Below are 17609 nucleotides of genomic sequence, written 5' to 3' on the forward strand. Positions count from 1 at the left end.
AAAGATTTTTGTGGATTGCGAGTGTGATGGATGTCACACCCTCAGGGTGAATCTTGTAGCGCATTGATATATAATGATTATTATAAGGTTTCGTCGTCTTCACGATGGATGTGTTCGCGAATCGGCGTGTCGCTGGCGACGATATGGCGCAGCAGCCAAACTTGCACCAGACTGACCAAACCTTTCCAATCTTCGATACCTTCACCGTTCATCACGCTTTCACTGATTTGCGCGATTTCCTTGCGCAGTTCATCATGCTCGCGTTTGTGATGGCTGAGATTGGGGTAGCAGATGTTTTGCATGATGCGCTCTTCGTAGGCGAAGTGCTCTAGCGCGTGTTCGACCAAATCTTGGAACACGGCCTGCTTTTCGGCCAGGGGGGCCGTGTCGGAAGAAAGCACCTCGAGCAATTTCTGCGAAAGGTAAAGCAGTTCCTGATGCTGGCGGTCGATGGAGGATACATCGGTGGAAAATTTATCCGACCATTCAAGTTCTTTGGAGGTCATGATTTAGCTCCTGCCCAAGAGAGACCCCCCAGCCCATGAGAGATCAAAGAGCGCGAAAGTCGGGCTTAAAAGGTAATGTTGGGACCAACAAATGAGCCCGGGAGGGGAATACTTTCGTACTCCGTTCATTATAACCGTCGTAACGGTTGCGAAGCAACGAACATGCTGAAAAAATAGAGAAAATATAAGGCCTGTAACATCACTGTCACATTGTCGTTGATGATGGGTGTTATGCTCAGGTTGCGATGACGGACCAACGCAATTTCGAACGGGGTTCGGGCAAAAACAGAGCGGGCAAGCACATGGCACACGCAACGCGGAATGAACAGTCCAACTTGGAAGTTGAGCTCAAATTCGTGCTCAGCGCGGCGGATGTGCGCAAATTGTGCAGGACACCATCGTTTCAAGCCCTGCAAAGCGAGCGACCGCGTTCCCAGACGTTGCGGGCGTCCTATTATGACACAACGGACGCCAAGCTTGCCGCGCGCGGTCTGTCTTTGCGGGTGCGCAAGGAAAGTCGGCGCTATGTGCAGTGCCTGAAAGCCGACGCCGGATTGGCGTCGAGCACCGGATTAGCCCGCCATGAATGGGAATGGCCCGTCCCGGGGCCGGATTTGGACGCAGCGTTGCTGCGTCGCGACGACGATGTCATGGCGTTGCTCAAAGGCATCAACTTGACCAAGTTGGTGCGCGTTTACGGCACCGACATCAAGCGTCAAGTCCGCATGCTGCGCACCCCTGGCGGTGCGGTGATCGAATGCGCCATCGACCAAGGCAATATTCTTGCGGACGAAGCCCAAGCCCCGCTGGTCGAGCTTGAACTGGAACTGAACTCCGGCGACGTGCGCGAGCTGTTGAACACCGCCCAGTTGATCGTGCAGGCGGTGCCCGCGCGGCTGTCGGAACGCACCAAAGCGGGTCGCGGCCTGGAACTGGCGCGCGGGGCCGGGGCGACGTGGGTCAAGGCGCGCAATCCCAAACTGAGCAAATCAGCCAGCGCCGAGGACGTCTTGCGCGCGTCGGTTCTGGAAGGCCTCAAACATCTCATCGCCAACGAGGACTGCGTGTTGACGCGTTGTCACGTCGAAGGGGTCCATCAGATGCGCGTGGCGCTGCGGCGCATGCGTTCGGTGATCACCACCTATAAAAAGCTGCTGCCCAAAGGCAGCTATGAAAGCTTGAGCCAGGGGCTGAAAGACGCCGGTTCTGCGTTGGGACCGGCGCGCGATTGGGACGTGTTTTTGGACGAGGTTCTGGCGGCGGTGGAAATCGGTTTTGAACACGATACCGCCCTTGCAGTGATGCGCACGCACGCCGAGCGACGCTTGGATCAAGCATACCGCGACGCCCACAACCTTATCGCCAGCCATGAATACGCGCGGCTGTTATGCGATGGTTTGCTATGGGTTGGCAATTCGGCGTGGCGTGGCGATGGTCCGGCGGTGTCGGCTACTCATCTACATGCCCCGGCAACGGACGTCGCCAAAAGCATCTTGGACAAGCGCCACGCCCGGCTGCTGCGTGCGGGCAAGGGGTTGAAGAACCTGCCCATTGAACAGCGTCATATGTTGCGCATCGCCATCAAAAAAGCCCGCTATGCGGCGGAATTTTTCGCCGAACTCTACCCTGCCAAGACAACGCGGTCGTACTTACGCGGACTCAAGACCTTGCAAGAAAGCCTTGGGCATTTAAACGATCTGGCCACTGCCGAGCGATTGATGGCCGGTCTGGTTGGCGGCGTCGGCGGCGCGGATGGTCAAGCGCTGCACCGCGCGACGGGCATGGTCGAAGGGTGGTACATGCATGCGCAAATCCTGCGCGAAGACGACCTGCTTTCGGCGTGGAAGGACTTCACCAAGGCCAAGACCTTTTGGTGAGGTTAGGTGTCCACACCGTGGGTGCACATCGCGCAGTCGCGTGTGCGATGGGATTTTAGCGACGAGATGGTCGTGCGCACGCGGACGTCGTCGAAATCATTGAGGTCGACGCACAGCGAGGTTTCGCTCAAAGCCGATTCCAGACACATGCAACAGCAACGCCGACCGAGGATGCGTTCAACGGCGCAGTCTTCGCAGCGCGGCGAAATTTTGCCCCTGATCTGTCGCCACAGGTCGAGCACGCTGTCCAAACTGTTGGTTTGAATGCGCTCGAACAAGGCCATTAACTGTGTGCGATCGATGATCACCATGGTGCGTTTCAAACCGTCCGTATTCTATGACTTTTTTCGGCAAATGCCTGTGCAGATGATTTCGATCATTTCTGGGCCGAGGACGACATCGCCGTATTGCAGCGGGCATGTACCGCATTTTCTGTGTCGTGTGGATTCCTCGATGGCGCCGATCAGATACGATTTGACGAACAAGGCGATGAGATGCGTTCGGTTCATCGCATCCAGCTTTTCCATCGAGTTGTTCACATGAAAGTTCACCGTCCGCGTGGATATGCCCAGGATTTGAGAGACTTCCGATGACGTTTTGCCGTTGGCGACCCAGGACAGACACTCAGCCTCTCGATCCGACAACGCACGGAGATAACGCATCGCTTTCTGCGCCATGCCAAGTCGCCCCCTTTGCTATGAAAGGTTGATTAGATAGCGGTGATTGCTGTCTTAAGGCTACTGTCACATCTTACAGGTTTTTGACGGTCGGTGCTGGTCTGGGCGCGCAAAATGATTGAGCGATGCGAGTTTCACGTGTCGCAGCTGCGCTGAAAAGGGCGGTTTAGAGCACGCTAAGCGAAAAAGTGCGGGTTAGCTTTTTTTCGTTGAGGCGCGTTGTTTGAGGTGGGGGGCGAGATATTTCCCGGTATAGCTCTGTTTCACCTTGGCGACGGCCTCTGGCGTGCCTTCGGCGATGATTTCACCGCCTTTCGACCCGCCCTCGGGACCGATGTCGATGATCCAATCGGCGGTCTTGATGACTTCCAGATTGTGCTCGATGACGATCATGGTGTTGCCCTGATCCACCAGGGTGTGCAGCACTTCCAACAGCTTGTTGATGTCTTCGAAATGCAGCCCGGTGGTGGGTTCATCGAGGATGTAGAGGGTCTTGCCGGTGGCGCGCTTGGACAGTTCCTTGGCCAGTTTGACGCGCTGCGCCTCGCCACCTGAAAGCGTGGTCGCTTGCTGGCCGAGGTGGATGTAGCTTAACCCCACTTGATTGAGCGTGGCGAGCTTGTCGCGGATCGAAGGCACGGCCTTGAAGAACTCGACGCCTTCCTCGACGGTCATATCCAACACGTCGGCAATGGATTTGCCGCGAAATTGAATGTCCAGGGTTTCGCGGTTGTAGCGCTTGCCCTTGCACACATCGCATTCGACGTAGACGTCGGGCAGGAAATGCATTTCGATCTTGATCACGCCGTCGCCTTGGCAGGCTTCGCAGCGGCCACCCTTGACGTTGAAGCTGAAACGCCCTGGTTTGTAGCCGCGCCGCTGCGATTCCGGCAAGCCCGCGAACCATTCGCGGATCGGGGTGAACGCCCCGGTATAGGTGGCGGGATTGGAACGCGGCGTGCGGCCGATGGGCGACTGGTCGATATCGACGATCTTGTCGATGAATTCGATTCCTTCGATGCGTTCGTGCGCGCCCGCGTGCATGCGTGCACCGTGCAGGCGGCGCGCCAAGGCCTTGTAGAGCGTTTCGATCACCAGCGAGGACTTGCCGCCGCCCGATACCCCGGTGACGCAGGTGAACGTGCCCAGCGGGAAGTCCACAGTGACGTTTTGCAGGTTGTTGGCGGTCGCGCCGATGACCGAGATGTGCTGATCCTTGCGTCCCGGGCGGCGCTTGCTTGGCACGGCGATGGAGCGTTTGCCGGTAAGGTATTGACCGGTTAGGCTTTTGGGCTCGTTCATCACCTCTTCGGGGGTGCCGCTGGCGATGACTTCGCCGCCGTGCACGCCAGCGCCGGGGCCGAGGTCGAGCAGATAGTCCGCTATGCGGATGGCGTCTTCGTCGTGTTCGACGACGATCACGGTGTTGCCCAGATCGCGCAGGCGCTTGAGGGTCTCGAGCAGCCGGTCGTTGTCACGCTGGTGCAAGCCGATGGATGGCTCGTCCAGAACATAGAGCACGCCGGTCAATCCCGAACCGATCTGCGAGGCCAAGCGGATACGCTGGCTTTCGCCGCCCGACAGCGTGCCCGAAGCCCTCGCCAGGGTCAGGTATTCCAGCCCGACGTTGACCAAAAAGCCCAGCCGTTCGTTGATTTCACGCAAAATGCGCCGGGCGATTTCGCTTTGTTGCTTGGTGAGGGTCTTTTCGACGCCCAAAAACCATTGCGCGGCTTCCAGGATCGACATGTCGGTGACTTCCGACACGTTGAGGCCGGCGATTTTGACCGCCAAAGCTTCGGGTTTGAGGCGATGCCCACCGCACGACTCGCACTTGGTCACGGTCTGGTATTTGCTCAGCTCGTCGCGCACCCAGTTGCTGTCGGTTTCCAGCCAGCGCCGTTCCATGTTGGGGATCACGCCTTCGAACGGTTTGGTGACCTGATAGCTTTTGCGGCCATCATCGTAGCGCATCAGCACGTCTTCGCCCTCGGTGCCATACAGCAGTTTGTTCTGCACGCTCTCGTCCAGTTCCGCGAACGGCGTTTTCAAATCGAAGCCGAAGTGGGTGGCGAGGCTTTCCAGGGTTTGGTTGTAATAGGGCGATGAAGACCCCGACCACGGCTGGATCGCGCCTTGCGCCAAGGTGAGGCGGTCGTCGGCGATCACCAGTTCGGGGTCGAAATACATTTCCGTGCCCAAACCGTCGCATGACGGGCAGGCGCCGAACGGGTTGTTGAACGAAAACAGCCGAGGTTCGATCTCGTCGATGGTGAACCCGGAAACCGGGCAAGCGAATTTGGCGGAAAAGGTGGTGCGCTCGCCGGTGTCGGCGTTTTCGGTGAAGGCCAAGCCGTCGGCCAGCCCCAGCGCGGTTTCGAAGCTGTCGGCCAAGCGGGTGGCGATGCCGTCTTTCACGGCCAAGCGATCGACCACCACTTCGATGTCGTGCTTGATCTTCTTGTTGAGCGCGGGGACGGCGTCGATGTCGTGGATTTCGCCGTCGACCTTGACGCGCTGATAGCCCTTTTTGGCAAGTTCCTGGAGCTCTTTTTTGTATTCACCTTTACGTCCGCGCACGATCGGCGCCAGCAGATAAAGCCGCGTGCCGGGCTCCATGGCCATCACCCGGTCGACCATCTGGCTGACCGTCTGGCTTTCGATGGGCAGGCCGGTGGCGGGGGAATGCGGCACGCCGACGCGCGCCCACAACAGGCGCATGTAATCGTAGATTTCCGTCACCGTGCCGACCGTGGACCGCGGATTACGGCTGGTGGTTTTCTGTTCGATGGAAATGGCCGGCGACAGGCCTTCGATCGAATCCACGTCCGGCTTGGACATCAGTTCCAAAAACTGCCGTGCATAGGCCGACAGGCTTTCGACATAACGGCGCTGGCCTTCGGCGTAGATGGTGTCGAACGCCAAAGATGACTTGCCGGAACCGGACAGGCCGGTGATCACGACCAGCTTGTCGCGGGGGAGCTTGACCTCGATATCTTTCAAATTGTGTTCGCGGGCGCCGCTGACGTGGATGAATTCGTGCATTTTCGAGCAACTTGCCGGTTTCGGGGGGGAGGCTCAGCAAAAGCCTGGATTGCAAGATGTAGCCTTATGTCCGGTGTGCGTAAAGGGGCTGCTCAGATAAGCTTGGTCAGTTGACTGAAATCTTACAGAAATCACTGGATTTAGAGATGTTAAATGGGGAGAATACCCCTATATGGGAGCGCTTAGGCATTGCTTAATAAGCGATGGGGGACAATACGCCAATTAGGTCGTATGCTGGCCCCGATGTCGGCAATCCCCTGAACGACCCTTTGGGTGTGAGAGTGTATGTCTGATTATAATCTGTCACGACTGAACTTCTTGATTGTCGATGACAACAAGCACATGCGGGCTTTGGTTAAGAGCATCTTGCACGCGCTTGGGGTGAAAAACGTTCTGGAAGCATCTGACGGTGCGGACGCGTTCAAGGAATTGCGCCACTTTCCCGCCGATGTGATCATTTGCGACTGGAACATGTCGCCCTTGGACGGTTTGGATTTCGTGCGCATGGTGCGCACCGGCTCTGACAGTCCCAACCCGTTCGTGCCGATCATCATGTTGACCGGGCACACCGAAATGAACCGGGTGATGGAAGCCCGCGACAGCGGCGTTCACGAGTTTCTGGCCAAACCCATTTCCGCCAAGAAACTTTACTCGCGCATTCGTTCCATCATTGAGAATCCTCGCCCGTTCGTGCGAGCAGGGCTGTATTTCGGTCCCGACCGGCGGCGCAAAAGCAATCCCAATTACAATGGGCCTGAACGGCGCAAATCCGAAAAAGAGGCCGAGAGCGGCAGTGGCGGCGGCGATACGCCCGAATTGTCCCAAGATGAAATCAATGCCCTGTTGAACGGTTGACGGGGCGCATGTGTGCATAGGAAAAATTGACGGATGTCTGACGATACCCCTCAAAAGGCTCAAGTGATCAACCCGCCGCAAACCTTGCAGGGTAAGGTCGAAAAAGGCGGCCCCGGTGCGGTTGACCTGGAAGCTTTGGCGAAAGCGGAAGAAGTGATCGCCAATCTTGCAGACGATTATTTAGATTGGGTCAAAGAGGATCTGGTGCGTCTGGAAGCAGCCTACGAAAAACTGAAAACTCAGGGTGGTGACGACGCCGCGAACTTGGAAAGTGTTTTCCAGATCGCGCACGATATGAAGGGCCAAGGCGGCAGCTTCGGTTACGACCTAATGACCGCGATCGGCGACCAGTTGTGCCGGTTGGTGGAGAAAATGGACACTGTCGGCCCTCGCCAACTGAATATGATCCGCGTTCATATCGACGCCATGCGCGTGATCATCACCAAGGGCCTCAAGGGGGATGGCGGCAACGAAGGACGCCAGCTTTTGATGGGCTTGACGTTGGTTGGCGATAAGGCCAAATAACACCATCCAGAAATCAAAGTGTTTACAAAACAGATACTTGCGGATCTCATCTGATGCAATAACTGAGACAGCAGGAGCAAGATAGCAGTGCCCCCCCCACGCGCTCATCTGCCAGAACCGAGGTACCTCCACCTGACGCTACGCTACGTCGGGGTGCTGGTGGTGATTGCGCTGTTGGCGGCGCTGATCTTCGCCATCTCCTATTCGGTTACTCTTGAACAACAAAAAGACGGCGAGGTGATCCGTGTCAGCGGTCAACAACGGACCTTGGCGCTGGAAATCGAAATGCTTGGCGGACAATTGCTGTACGCCGCTGACGAACAGGCCCGTTTGGACTTACAAGACCGTTTGACGGAAGCGCTGGAGAACCTGGAGCGCACTCACCTTATCTTGGCCTATGGCGACCTGGGTGATGGCAAAACACTGCCGATGTCGGAGAAGGTTCAAGAACTGTTCTTCGACGCCCAATCGAACCTGGATGGAAAAATCCGCGCCTACATAGAGAATGGTTTCGCCATCAGCTTTGCCGATGAGAACGACACCCGCGCGATCCGCAAAGCTCGTCTGGGGTTGCAGGCGTTGATCCAAATGCGTCCGGAAATCGATGCCGGGCTCGATCAAGTGGTCGCGGCTTACCAATTGGAAACCGACACCAAGATATCCAAGCTCAAAGCCATCCAACAAGCTGGCCTGTTTGCCACGCTGGCGGTCTTATTGACTGCCGGGCTGGCGATCTTTCGTCCCATGGTGCGCAAAATCAGGGACTATTTCGTTGAATTGGGCGACCTCAACGATGAAATGGCGATCCGCAACGTCGAGTTGGAAATGGCCAAAGACAAGTTCGAAAAACAAGCCGTGGAACTGGTCGCCATGTCTGAGGACCTGAACTGGGCGCGGATCGATGCGGAGAACGCCCGCGCCGCGATGGGTGGGTTCATGTCGTCCATGAGCCACGAACTGCGCACGCCGCTCAACGCCATTTTGGGTTTTTCTCAACTGATGGAGTTCGATAAGCACTCCCCCCTGACGCCCTCCCAGGAAGAGGGTATTGCGATCATCAAGCAAAGCGGTCAGCACTTGCTGGATCTGATCAACGAATTGCTCGACCTCAGCAAAATCGAAGCGGGTACATTTCAGGTCGACCTAGAAGCGTTCGATCCCCAACCGCTGATCGAGGAGTGCTTGCATTTGACCGCGATGCAGGCCGAATCCGCCGATATAAAGCTGATCAACCTGACCCAAGGCAATGCCATATCGCCGGTTTTCGCCGATATGGGACGGGTGCGCCAAGTGCTTCTGAATTTCATCACCAATGCCATCAAGTACAATTCTGATCATGGCACCGTGCAGTTGGAATGCCACGATGATGACGGTTTCGTTCGCATTAGCGTCACAGATACCGGTCAGGGCTTGTCGAGCGAGCAGTTGCAGAAACTGTTCCGTCCCTATGTTCGGCTGGGCGCCGAACAAACGAAAATCGAAGGTACGGGGCTGGGCCTGACCATCGCCAAGAAACTGGTGGATGTGATGGGCGGCGAAATCGGCGTCAACAGCGAAACCGGTCACGGCAGTACGTTTTGGTTCAGGTTGCCAATGGCGGCCTAGTCGCTTGAGAGACGTGCACGGAACGCCTCCAACCAGTCCAAATGCGCCTCAAGCTGATCTATGTCGTGGTCCAACCACGCAACGAGATGGCCGGGATCCTTGCCATGGTGATTGCGCAGGTCATCCAGACGCGCCAGTTCCGTGTCGCAATTTTCAATCAGCAAATCGATTTGCTCGTATTGGGCGTCGGCATCCAGTAGATGCAGGAAGCGGAGCTTTAAGGTGGTGATGAGCTTGTTGACCTCGCCGCCCGCGGAACGGATGCGCGACGTCATCAGAGTCTTGAGTTCGGCGTGGCCTTTGGTGGTCAGGCGCAACTGCGCGTCGTCTTCCATGCCGATGCCGTCGATCGGTTCGACCAAACCTTCGAATTTCAACAATTCGATCGAGGTTCCCATGATATCCAGCGACGGTCCGGTGATGCGGCTGGTGAAATGGCGGATGGCGCCAGCCAGTTCACTATAGCGCAAGGGGTGATCGGCGAGCGCGAGCGTACCGAGCGCGCACAGGCGGATGGCTTCCTTGGGCGTCAGGGTGTTGTCGGCAAACATGGAAGGCGCACGTCTCCTTGAGAATCGCGGCCATTATAGCGAAGTGCCGGATGGCGGTCACGATTGAGCTGCACCTCAATATGGGGCGAAAATCCGGCCCGTGCAATTCAACCGTAATGACCGGATGTGTTAGATCAAGAGAAGAGGGCGGTTATTTCTTTTTCAAATCGCGCAAGGTCTTGATGGCTTTTTTGCGGTGCGCGCGGACCACGTCGATTTTCTGCGCCAGCTTGCTTTTGGTTTCGCCGGATGCGTCTTCACACTTTTCTTCCAGGTGCTTTTGTTTGGTTTTCAGTTTTTTGAGGATTTTCTTCAGGGCATCGCGACGCTTGCGGCCTTTGGATTCTTCGACCGTTTCAAGCACGTGCATGAGCTTTTTTAGAAGTTCGCTTGTGGTCATGCGCTCATCTCCATCCCTGTTACTCTACCCATTTTATCCTGATTGTGCACATTTTGATCCCTTGAAACGCAGACGTTACAAAAACTTCATGAATTGGCCTCGGGAGGCGGGCTTTCGGCGAGCTCATCCGTGGTGGACATGTCGTCAATGTCGTCCTCATCCAAGGCCACCAGCATCGCCGCGGCGTGGTCGTGGGAGTCGCGAGCACCGAACAAAATGGCGCCCATTTCGGCCAAATTCCAAATTACATTGCGGGCGTAACCCAGATCGTTCATCAAAGATGTTCCCGCCGTCGCGGTGATGCGACGTTCTCGTATCAAGCTGTCGAGGGTATTGATGGACGCGGTGCTCTGCTCTTCGGTCCGAACCTTGAAGTCGTCCAGGTCGAGAACGTCGGCGCTCTCCCCATCGGGTTGGCGCAAGGCGTCAATGGTGCGCATCAACTGGCCCAATTCGGTGCGGATACGATTGTACTCACGCCGCACATCGTCATTTTCGGACACGATGTTGATCGACATGTTTTTGCGTAGATGTTTGATTTCCTTGACGCTTTGAACGATGTTACCGCATGCGTGACGCAGTTCGTACAAGTTGTTGGCGAAATCGGGCGGCAGTTGGTTCTGCGCCTGGCTGATGAATTCGATGATCGCGGCGTAGAGCGTCTTGACCTTGGTCATGTAGATTTGGTCAAGATCGAAATTCATCACCTCGCGGCTGTATTCTGTGTGTTGTGCGAGGTCGATATCGGACAGAATTTGATGGCGATGCAAGCTTAGGCCGTGGGCCATGATTTCGAACGCATTGTCGTACAGGTGAATGGTTTCGTTTCGCACCGCTTCCAGCAAGGTTTCAGGGAACTCGATGACGGCGTTGTTGAGGTATTCGGGTTCGACCACGGTGATCTTGGGCGTCGGGATGGCGCGTTCGAGAAACGTCACCAGCTTGGCGGTGAACGGCGTCATGACGGCGACGCCGATGGCGTTGAATATGGTGTGAAAGACCGCCAGCTTCATGGTGTAGTCGTCGTGGGCGATGCCGACATTGGCGGCGACCCCATCCACGGCCCAAATCAGTTGGTGAATGAAGACGATGGCGATCAAGCCGGTGACGGCGTTGAAAATCAAGTGCGCCCCGGCCAAGCGCTTGCCCTGATGGTTGGCGCTGATCGAACCGATGATGGCGGTGATGGTGGTGCCGATGTTGGCGCCAATGGCCAGTGCCAGACCGTTTTCATAGGTGATCTGACCGGAACCCAGCGCCGTGATGATGAGCACCAATGTGGCGTGGCTCGATTGCATGATGACGGTGGCGGCGAGACCGATGGCGGTGTAGACGAACAGCCCCATGTATCCGCTCATGGCGAAGGACGCTAGGTCCACGGTGTCGCGAAAGGCTTCGAAGCCTTCTTTCATGTAGTGGATGCCCAAGAACAAAAAGCCCAAACCGGCAAGCACGTAGCCCATACCCTTAAGGGTTTTGGACGATTGCAGCACCAAGATCACGCCGAACACCAGCATCGGCATGGCGTAGGCGGAAATGTTGACCTTCAAGCCAAAACCGGCCACCAGCCATGCGCCGGTGGTGGTGCCGATGTTGGCGCCGAAGATGATGCCGATGCCCGACCCCAAGCCAATCAGACCTGCGCTGAGAAACGAGATGGTGATCACCGACACCAGAGAGCTCGATTGCATCACCGTGGTGGTTGCGATGCCGAAGGATATGCTTTTCCACAAATTGCTGGTGGTGCGTTGCAGCAGCTTTTCCAGCAACCCGCCCGTGAAGGCTTTGAAGCCTTCTTCCAAAAACAGCATGCCGAACAGAAAGATCGAGACGCCGGCGGCGATTTCCTTGAAATTCGGGCTGAGCCAAAAACTGTAGGCCAGGATGATTAAAATGGTCGGCAGTACAATTCGTTTCAGCATCGGTGCACCGGATCGTCTCTACGGTTACAGACTTGGCGTTGAGGGCAACTCTTTAAGGCAACATGAAGCCTCTGATGGTGAAATACAACAGCGCGGCCATGACCCCCGACAACGGCACCGTGATGATCCAAGCGGAAGCGATTTTCAGCGCCATCGAGCGTTTGACCAAGGCTTTGTGAACCTCGCGGTTGAGGCTCTTGCGATCGTGTTTGGTAAAGGCCGATTGCGCTTTGCGCGCCTTGAGGTCAGCGAGCATGTTTTGCTTTTCGATCAAAGGTGCCGCCTCGAACTTGGTGAGAAAGGCTTCGACTTCGGCTTCGTCCGCGCCCGCATGGTGTTCGCGGATCTCGTCGAGCATGCGGCGGTAGTTTTTCTTGATGTATTCACGCAAAAAGCCGACCCCGAACACCGCGCCGATGGCGACGTGGGTGGAGCTGATGGGCAATCCCAGTTGGCTTGCAATAATCACCGTGATGGCGGCGGACATGGCAATGCAAAAAGCGCGGCCTTGGTCCAATTCTGTGATTTCCGAGCCGACGGTGCGGATCAACTTTGGCCCATACAGCGCTAGACCGAACGAAATGCCCAAGGCGCCGATCATCATCACCCAGATGGGGATCGGGGCTTTCTTGACGACTTCTCCGGTCATGATGGCGTCGTAGATGCCTGCCAAGGGGCCGACCGCGTTGGCGACGTCGTTTGCGCCGTGGGCGAAGCTCAACAACGCCGCAGCGAAAATCAGCGGCAGCACGAACAGCTTGTTGACGCCGCTTTTGTCGGCCGACAAATCGAGGGTCTGCTTGGCGATCATCGGTTTGAGACCGAGGTAAGCAACCACCGCCAAGGCGCTACCGATACCGAGCGCAGTGACGAAATCGACCTTGACGATTTTTTTCACGCCCTTGAGCATCAGGTAGGTGGTGAAGGCCAGCACCATCACGGCGACCAGGACCGGGACGACTTTTTTCGCCGATTCCAGCATATCGCTTTGGTACATGATGGTGCGTTTGATGATGTACAAAAACGCCGCCGCGATGATGCCGCCGAAAATCGGCGAGATCACCCAACTGGCGGCGATGGCGCTCATTTTGCCCCAGTTGGCGACATCCCAACCGGCTGCCGCGATACCCGCACCCAACACGCCGCCGACGATGGAGTGGGTGGTCGAAACCGGCAAGCCGTTCATGGTCGCGATGTTCAACCACAGCGCGCCCGCCATCAAGGCCGCCAGCATCACCCAAATGAAGGTGTCGGGATCATTGATCAAATCCGGATCGATGATACCGTTCTTGATCGTGCCGACCACGTCGCCGCCGGCGATCAATGCACCTGCGGATTCGAATGTCGCGGCGATGATGATCGCGCCGGTGAGGGTCACAGTCTTGGAGCCGACGGCGGGGCCGACGTTGTTGGCGACGTCGTTGGCGCCGATGTTCATGGCCATATAGCCGCCGACCATGGCCGCGGCGATCATCAGGTATGCGTTGGGGATGCCCTTGAACATCACCCCCGCATAAATCAGCACCCCGACCAGAAACAAGATCGCGGTGCCTAGACGCAAGAACTCCTGGCGCGCGGCGATGGTCGCGTGCTCAATATCGGCCAGATTTTTCAGCTCCATGCAGTCTATCCCCCTCAATCCGCCTTTGTAGAAATCACAATAGACAATTGTAAATAAATACGGGGCGTTTGTGTATTAAATCTGCAACAAATACGTAACATTCTAAAGGGATATGATTGAGGCATGGAAAAACGGCGACCATTTCGATGGTCGCCGTCAGTCTTGAAGTTGCCATGTCATGCGAAGGGCAATGGCGATTTCGGCTTAGGCTGCGATAATCTTACGAAACACTATTACACCGCTTATGCGGCGGCTTTGAGGCCCAGTCGCCCCCACACTTCCTTGACCGCTTCGATTAGGTGATCGATGTGTGCGTCGGTGTGGTGCGGGGTGGGGGTGAAGCGCAGGCGTTCTTTGCCGCGTTCGACGGTCGGGTAGTTGATCGGCTGAACGTAGATGTTGTGACGTTCCATCAGATCGTCGGACGCCTGTTTGCACAGCACCGCATCGCCGACCAGTACCGGCACGATGTGGCTGACGCTGTCCATCACCGGGATGCCCGCGTCGCGGAAGCGCTGCTTCAGCGTGGCTGCGCGTTCCTGGTGGCGTTCGCGCAGTTCGTTGTGGTTTTTCAAGTGGTTGACGTTGGTGCGTGCGGCTGCGGCGACGGCCGGCGGCATAGAGCTGGAGAAGATGAACCCGGTGCCGTAGCTGCGCACGAAATCGCACATCGACTGGGTGCCCGCGATGTAGCCGCCGATTACGCCGAACGCCTTGGCCAGCGTGCCTTGGATGATGGTGATGCGGTCCATTTGGCCATCGCGTTCCGCCACGCCCGCGCCGCGCGGACCGTAAAGGCCCACCGCGTGCACTTCGTCGAGGAACGTCATCGCGCCGTATTTGTCGGCCAGATCGCAGATCTCCTTGATCGGCGAAATATCGCCGTCCATCGAATAGACGCTTTCAAAGGCGATCATCTTGGGACGGGCGGGGTCGATGGTTTTGAGCACGTTTTCCAGGTCTTCGACATCGTTGTGGCGGAAGATGTGTTTTTCCGCGCGCGAATGGCGGATGCCTTCGATCATCGAATTGTGGTTTTTGCTGTCGGATACGATCACACAGCCGGGCAGCATCGAGCCGACGGTCGACAGGGTGGTCATGTTGGCGATCCAGCCCGATTGAAACAGCAGCGCGCTTTCGGTGTTGTGCAGGTCGGCCAGTTCGGCTTCCAACAGCACGTGTTCGTGCATGGTGCCGGAAATGTTGCGCGTCCCGCCTGCGCCGACGCCATAGCTGCCCGCGACCTCTTGCATGGCCTGGATCGCGCCGGGATTTTGGCCCATGCCCATGTAGTCGTTGGAACACCACACCGTGATTTCCTTTACCTCACCGTCCTTATGCACAAAGGCCGTTGGAAATTTGCCTGCTTGGCGTTGCAGGTCGGCAAACACCCGATAACGGCCTTCGGCCTTCAATTCAGCGATTTTGTCGGTAAAGAACTGCTGGTAGTCCATGGAATCCTCCGCAAGGGCAAGGCCGATTTATTGAACTTTTGTGGTGTGTTGGCCACGCTCGGCTCATGCATATTCTTTTTTGTTGCGGCTATCTTACTCGAATCGGATGATTCACTGCAAGATTTCGCACACAAATAGTGTTGTTTTCCGATGTTGGTGCCTCATTGCGGCGGCAATGGGGCGATTAAGGGGCGAAATGGCCCTCGCTCTGGAGCCATTCCAAGGTTTGGTCCAAGGCCACGGCGACACGCGAGAGCATCTCGGCGATTTCGTCCTGGGTGATGATCAGCGGCGGTGAAAACGCCAGGGTGTCGCCCATGGCCCGGCTGATCACACCGTTGTTTTGCATGAACTTGGCGCATTTCATGCCGACGCCGAGCTTGGCATCGAAGCTGGCGTGGCTGGCTTTGTCTTTGACCAGTTCGATCGCGCCGACCAAACCGACGCCCCGCACTTCGCCAACCAGCGGATGTCCATGGAAACCGCGTAGGCCCATCTGCAGGGCCGGGGAGATGTCCTGCACGTAACCGACGATATCGCGTTCTTCGTAAATTTTCAGGGTTTCCAACGCCACCGCACAGGCCACCGGATGGCCGCCGTAGGTGTAGCCGTGACCGAACACGCCCAGCTTTTCGCTTTCCTTGACCATGTCGGCGAAGATTTCGTCGCTGACCATCAGCGCGGAAATGGGGATATAGGCCGATGACAGCGCCTTGGCCATGGTCATCATGTCGGGTTTAAGGTTGTACGTCTGGCTGCCCCACATGTTACCGGTACGTCCGAAGCCGCAGATCACTTCGTCGGCGATCAGCATCACGTCGTACTTTTTCAGCACCGCCTGGATCTTGTCGAAATAGGTCGCGGGCGGCACGATCACGCCGCCGGCGCCCATCACCGGTTCGGCGAACATGGCGGCGACCGTGTCGGGACCTTCGGACACGATCAACTGCTCCAGTTCGTCGGCAAGGCGGGTGGCGAACTGTTCTTCGGTCTCACCGTCCTTGGCGAAACGGTAATGATGCGGGCATCCGGTGCGCAGCACGCCCGCGATGGGCACGTCGAAATCGTTTTGACAGGCGGGCAAACCGGTCAGGCTGGCGCCCGCGACGGTGACGCCGTGATAAGCCTTTTCGCGCGCGATGACCTTTTTCTTGTTCGGCTTGCCGCGCGCGTTGTTGACGTACCACACCAGCTTCAATGCGGTGTCGACGGCCTCGGAGCCGGAGTTGGCGAAGAACACCTTGCCCATCTTGACCGGCGCCAGTTCCAACAGTTTTTCCGCCAGATCGACGGTCACGTCGGGCACCTTGTGGGTGAACGAATGATAAAACGGCAGGCGTTGTAGCGCGTTGGTCGCAGCATCGATAAGGCGTTGCTCGTTCCAGCCCAGCGACGTGCACCACAGCCCGGCCATGGCCTCGATGTACTGCGTGCCATCCTCGCCATAGACATGAACCCCTTCGCCGCGGGTGATCACCAACGGTCCGGTTTCCTGATGAAGTTTCAGGTTGGTGTAGGGGTGGATCAGCGATTCCACATCGCGTTGAGCGGTGGAATTGGGCAGGGCGGGGGACGATGGGGAGGACATGGTGCGCGGCCTTCGTGGTCGAGTTGATAAGGGTTCACAGCTTCGATCATTGTGCGTCCGAGGGCAATCGTTTTCCTATTCTTTTCAAGCATGGACAGCGTCTTCACGATCGGTCTTAAATAGGGCCAGAGGGTAGGTAACGCCGCAAGGAGAATTGCAATGGCGATTAAAGACATTCTTGTTCATGTCGGGAATTCCGCCCGTCAAGGCTGCGTAGACGTCGCCGCCGCGTTGGCCGCCCAGCATGGTGCCCATGTGATGGGTGTGCACGTCACCACCCCACCCGATATTCCTCCCTACATCGAAGCCCAGCTGGGCGCAGACGTCATCGATGCCCAGGTGCGTTTTGGCGAGGAAATGGCAGCAGAGGCCAAGGCTGCGTTCGATCAGGGGCTTGGCGCGAATAATATTTCCACCGAATGGCGAACGATGCGCGGCGATCTGATCGAAGGCATCCAAGCTTACGGACGCTATGCCGATCTTGTCATCGTCGGTCAGGTCAACCCCGACGAGCCCGCGATGTCGAGCAGCGAGGACGTCGCCGGACGTTTAGCGTTGTCGTTGGGCCGGCCGGTTTTGGCGGTGCCGTATGCGGGATCGTTCGCCACGGTCGGCAAGCGGGTGTTGGTTGCATGGGATGGCAGCCGCGCCGCCGCGCGGGCCATGGGCGATGCGATGGCGCTGATGCGTCAGGCCGACGCGGTAGAGGTTTTGGGCGTCAACGTCGAAGAAGGCGACAGCGGTGGTCAAGACGCTGTCGCGCATCTGTCGCGTCACGGCATCAAGGCCGTGGCACGCACGGTTCAGGCCCGCGACATGGAACCCGGCGCGATGATGTTGTCACACGCCGCGGACTTTGGTGCCGACATGTTGGTGATGGGTGCATACGGCCACGCACGATGGCGCGAGCTGGTGATGGGCGGCGTCACCCAGCACATGCTGGAACACATGACCATACCGGTTTTGATGTCGCATTGACGACG

The 17609-nt window shown here is 57.2% G+C and carries 15 protein-coding genes; 5 read left to right on the forward strand and 10 right to left on the reverse strand.

The genetic code is table 11. The features are described from left to right. Nucleotides 1-80: 80 nt before the first annotated feature. Nucleotides 81-506 (reverse strand): bacteriohemerythrin, encoded by a 426-nt coding sequence (locus VIN96_RS07450; protein ID WP_331895086.1) that lies wholly within the window; start codon nucleotides 504-506, stop codon nucleotides 81-83. A 302-nt stretch (nucleotides 507-808) separates the two neighbouring features. Between VIN96_RS07450 and VIN96_RS07455 the strand changes: the two genes are divergently transcribed. Next, entirely contained in the window at nucleotides 809-2383 is a 1575-nt protein-coding gene (locus VIN96_RS07455) for a CYTH and CHAD domain-containing protein (protein ID WP_331895088.1), read from the forward strand. Nucleotides 2384-2385: 2 nt separating this feature from the next. On the opposite strand, the gene VIN96_RS07460 is transcribed toward VIN96_RS07455, so the two are convergent. From VIN96_RS07460 to uvrA, 3 genes are all read right to left on the reverse strand, one after another. Continuing rightward, entirely contained in the window at nucleotides 2386-2694 is a 309-nt protein-coding gene (locus VIN96_RS07460) for a hypothetical protein (RefSeq protein ID WP_331895089.1), read from the reverse strand. Nucleotides 2695-2718: 24 nt separating this feature from the next. After that, a complete protein-coding gene (locus tag VIN96_RS07465) occupies nucleotides 2719-3060 on the reverse strand; it encodes a helix-turn-helix transcriptional regulator (protein ID WP_331895091.1) in 342 nt (113 codons plus the stop codon). Nucleotides 3061-3255: 195 nt separating this feature from the next. Next, the gene (uvrA, locus tag VIN96_RS07470; RefSeq protein WP_331895093.1) at nucleotides 3256-6105 is read right to left on the reverse strand and encodes an excinuclease ABC subunit UvrA; all 2850 of its coding nucleotides are present in this window, start codon (nucleotides 6103-6105) and stop codon (nucleotides 3256-3258) included. A gap of 285 nt (nucleotides 6106-6390) precedes the next feature. Here uvrA and VIN96_RS07475 point away from each other — a divergent pair, with 285 nt between their 5' ends. The 3 genes from VIN96_RS07475 (at nucleotide 6391) to VIN96_RS07485 (ending at nucleotide 9090) form a co-directional block, all read left to right on the forward strand. After that, nucleotides 6391-6960 carry a response regulator gene (locus VIN96_RS07475; protein WP_331895094.1) on the forward strand — a complete coding sequence of 190 codons (570 nt, stop codon included), beginning with the start codon at nucleotides 6391-6393 and terminating at the stop codon, nucleotides 6958-6960. A gap of 33 nt (nucleotides 6961-6993) precedes the next feature. After that, on the forward strand, nucleotides 6994-7485 hold the full coding sequence (locus tag VIN96_RS07480) for an Hpt domain-containing protein (protein ID WP_331895095.1): 492 nt from the start codon (nucleotides 6994-6996) through the stop codon (nucleotides 7483-7485). 87 nt (nucleotides 7486-7572) lie between these two features. Continuing rightward, complete coding sequence (locus VIN96_RS07485; RefSeq protein ID WP_331895097.1) at nucleotides 7573-9090, forward strand: sensor histidine kinase; 1518 nt, start codon at nucleotides 7573-7575, stop codon at nucleotides 9088-9090. Here VIN96_RS07485 and VIN96_RS07490 read toward each other — a convergent pair. From VIN96_RS07490 to VIN96_RS07515, 6 genes are all read right to left on the reverse strand, one after another. Then, a complete protein-coding gene (locus tag VIN96_RS07490; protein ID WP_331895099.1) occupies nucleotides 9087-9641 on the reverse strand; it encodes a hypothetical protein in 555 nt (184 codons plus the stop codon). The two genes, VIN96_RS07485 and VIN96_RS07490, sit on opposite strands and share 4 nt — an antisense overlap. Nucleotides 9642-9792: 151 nt before the next feature. Continuing rightward, nucleotides 9793-10041, reverse strand: coding sequence for an iron-sulfur cluster co-chaperone HscB C-terminal domain-containing protein (locus VIN96_RS07495; RefSeq protein ID WP_331895100.1), 249 nt, complete (start codon nucleotides 10039-10041; stop codon nucleotides 9793-9795). A gap of 86 nt (nucleotides 10042-10127) precedes the next feature. Then, nucleotides 10128-11963, reverse strand: coding sequence for a Na/Pi symporter (locus VIN96_RS07500; RefSeq protein ID WP_331895101.1), 1836 nt, complete (start codon nucleotides 11961-11963; stop codon nucleotides 10128-10130). A gap of 52 nt (nucleotides 11964-12015) precedes the next feature. After that, nucleotides 12016-13584: an inorganic phosphate transporter gene (locus tag VIN96_RS07505; protein WP_331895103.1), complete on the reverse strand. Its 1569-nt coding sequence runs from the start codon at nucleotides 13582-13584 to the stop codon at nucleotides 12016-12018. A gap of 242 nt (nucleotides 13585-13826) precedes the next feature. Next, the gene (gene hemA / locus VIN96_RS07510; RefSeq protein WP_331895105.1) at nucleotides 13827-15038 is read right to left on the reverse strand and encodes a 5-aminolevulinate synthase; all 1212 of its coding nucleotides are present in this window, start codon (nucleotides 15036-15038) and stop codon (nucleotides 13827-13829) included. A 184-nt stretch (nucleotides 15039-15222) separates the two neighbouring features. Further along, complete coding sequence (locus VIN96_RS07515) at nucleotides 15223-16626, reverse strand: aspartate aminotransferase family protein (protein ID WP_331895107.1); 1404 nt, start codon at nucleotides 16624-16626, stop codon at nucleotides 15223-15225. A gap of 159 nt (nucleotides 16627-16785) precedes the next feature. Here VIN96_RS07515 and VIN96_RS07520 point away from each other — a divergent pair, with 159 nt between their 5' ends. Beyond that, entirely contained in the window at nucleotides 16786-17604 is an 819-nt protein-coding gene (locus tag VIN96_RS07520; RefSeq protein ID WP_331895108.1) for a universal stress protein, read from the forward strand. Nucleotides 17605-17609 lie beyond the last annotated feature (5 nt).

This window comes from Magnetovibrio sp. (genome assembly GCF_036568125.1).
Classification (GTDB): domain Bacteria; phylum Pseudomonadota; class Alphaproteobacteria; order Rhodospirillales; family Magnetovibrionaceae; genus Magnetovibrio.

What these genes read in the sequence shown, in the direction of transcription:
- VIN96_RS07490 (WP_331895099.1), bottom strand. Translation starts at nt 9,641, where the DNA reads ATGTTTGCCGACAACACCCTGACGCCCAAGGAAGCCATCCGCCTGTGC.
- VIN96_RS07515 (WP_331895107.1), bottom strand. Translation starts at nt 16,626, where the DNA reads ATGTCCTCCCCATCGTCCCCCGCCCTGCCCAATTCCACCGCTCAACGC.
- VIN96_RS07460 (WP_331895089.1), bottom strand. Translation starts at nt 2,694, where the DNA reads ATGGTGATCATCGATCGCACACAGTTAATGGCCTTGTTCGAGCGCATT.
- VIN96_RS07455 (WP_331895088.1), top strand. Translation starts at nt 809, where the DNA reads ATGGCACACGCAACGCGGAATGAACAGTCCAACTTGGAAGTTGAGCTC.
- VIN96_RS07520 (WP_331895108.1), top strand. Translation starts at nt 16,786, where the DNA reads ATGGCGATTAAAGACATTCTTGTTCATGTCGGGAATTCCGCCCGTCAA.
- uvrA (WP_331895093.1), bottom strand. Translation starts at nt 6,105, where the DNA reads ATGCACGAATTCATCCACGTCAGCGGCGCCCGCGAACACAATTTGAAA.
- VIN96_RS07505 (WP_331895103.1), bottom strand. Translation starts at nt 13,584, where the DNA reads ATGGAGCTGAAAAATCTGGCCGATATTGAGCACGCGACCATCGCCGCG.
- VIN96_RS07475 (WP_331895094.1), top strand. Translation starts at nt 6,391, where the DNA reads ATGTCTGATTATAATCTGTCACGACTGAACTTCTTGATTGTCGATGAC.
- VIN96_RS07500 (WP_331895101.1), bottom strand. Translation starts at nt 11,963, where the DNA reads ATGCTGAAACGAATTGTACTGCCGACCATTTTAATCATCCTGGCCTAC.
- VIN96_RS07495 (WP_331895100.1), bottom strand. Translation starts at nt 10,041, where the DNA reads ATGACCACAAGCGAACTTCTAAAAAAGCTCATGCACGTGCTTGAAACG.
- VIN96_RS07450 (WP_331895086.1), bottom strand. Translation starts at nt 506, where the DNA reads ATGACCTCCAAAGAACTTGAATGGTCGGATAAATTTTCCACCGATGTA.
- VIN96_RS07465 (WP_331895091.1), bottom strand. Translation starts at nt 3,060, where the DNA reads ATGGCGCAGAAAGCGATGCGTTATCTCCGTGCGTTGTCGGATCGAGAG.
- hemA (WP_331895105.1), bottom strand. Translation starts at nt 15,038, where the DNA reads ATGGACTACCAGCAGTTCTTTACCGACAAAATCGCTGAATTGAAGGCC.
- VIN96_RS07480 (WP_331895095.1), top strand. Translation starts at nt 6,994, where the DNA reads ATGTCTGACGATACCCCTCAAAAGGCTCAAGTGATCAACCCGCCGCAA.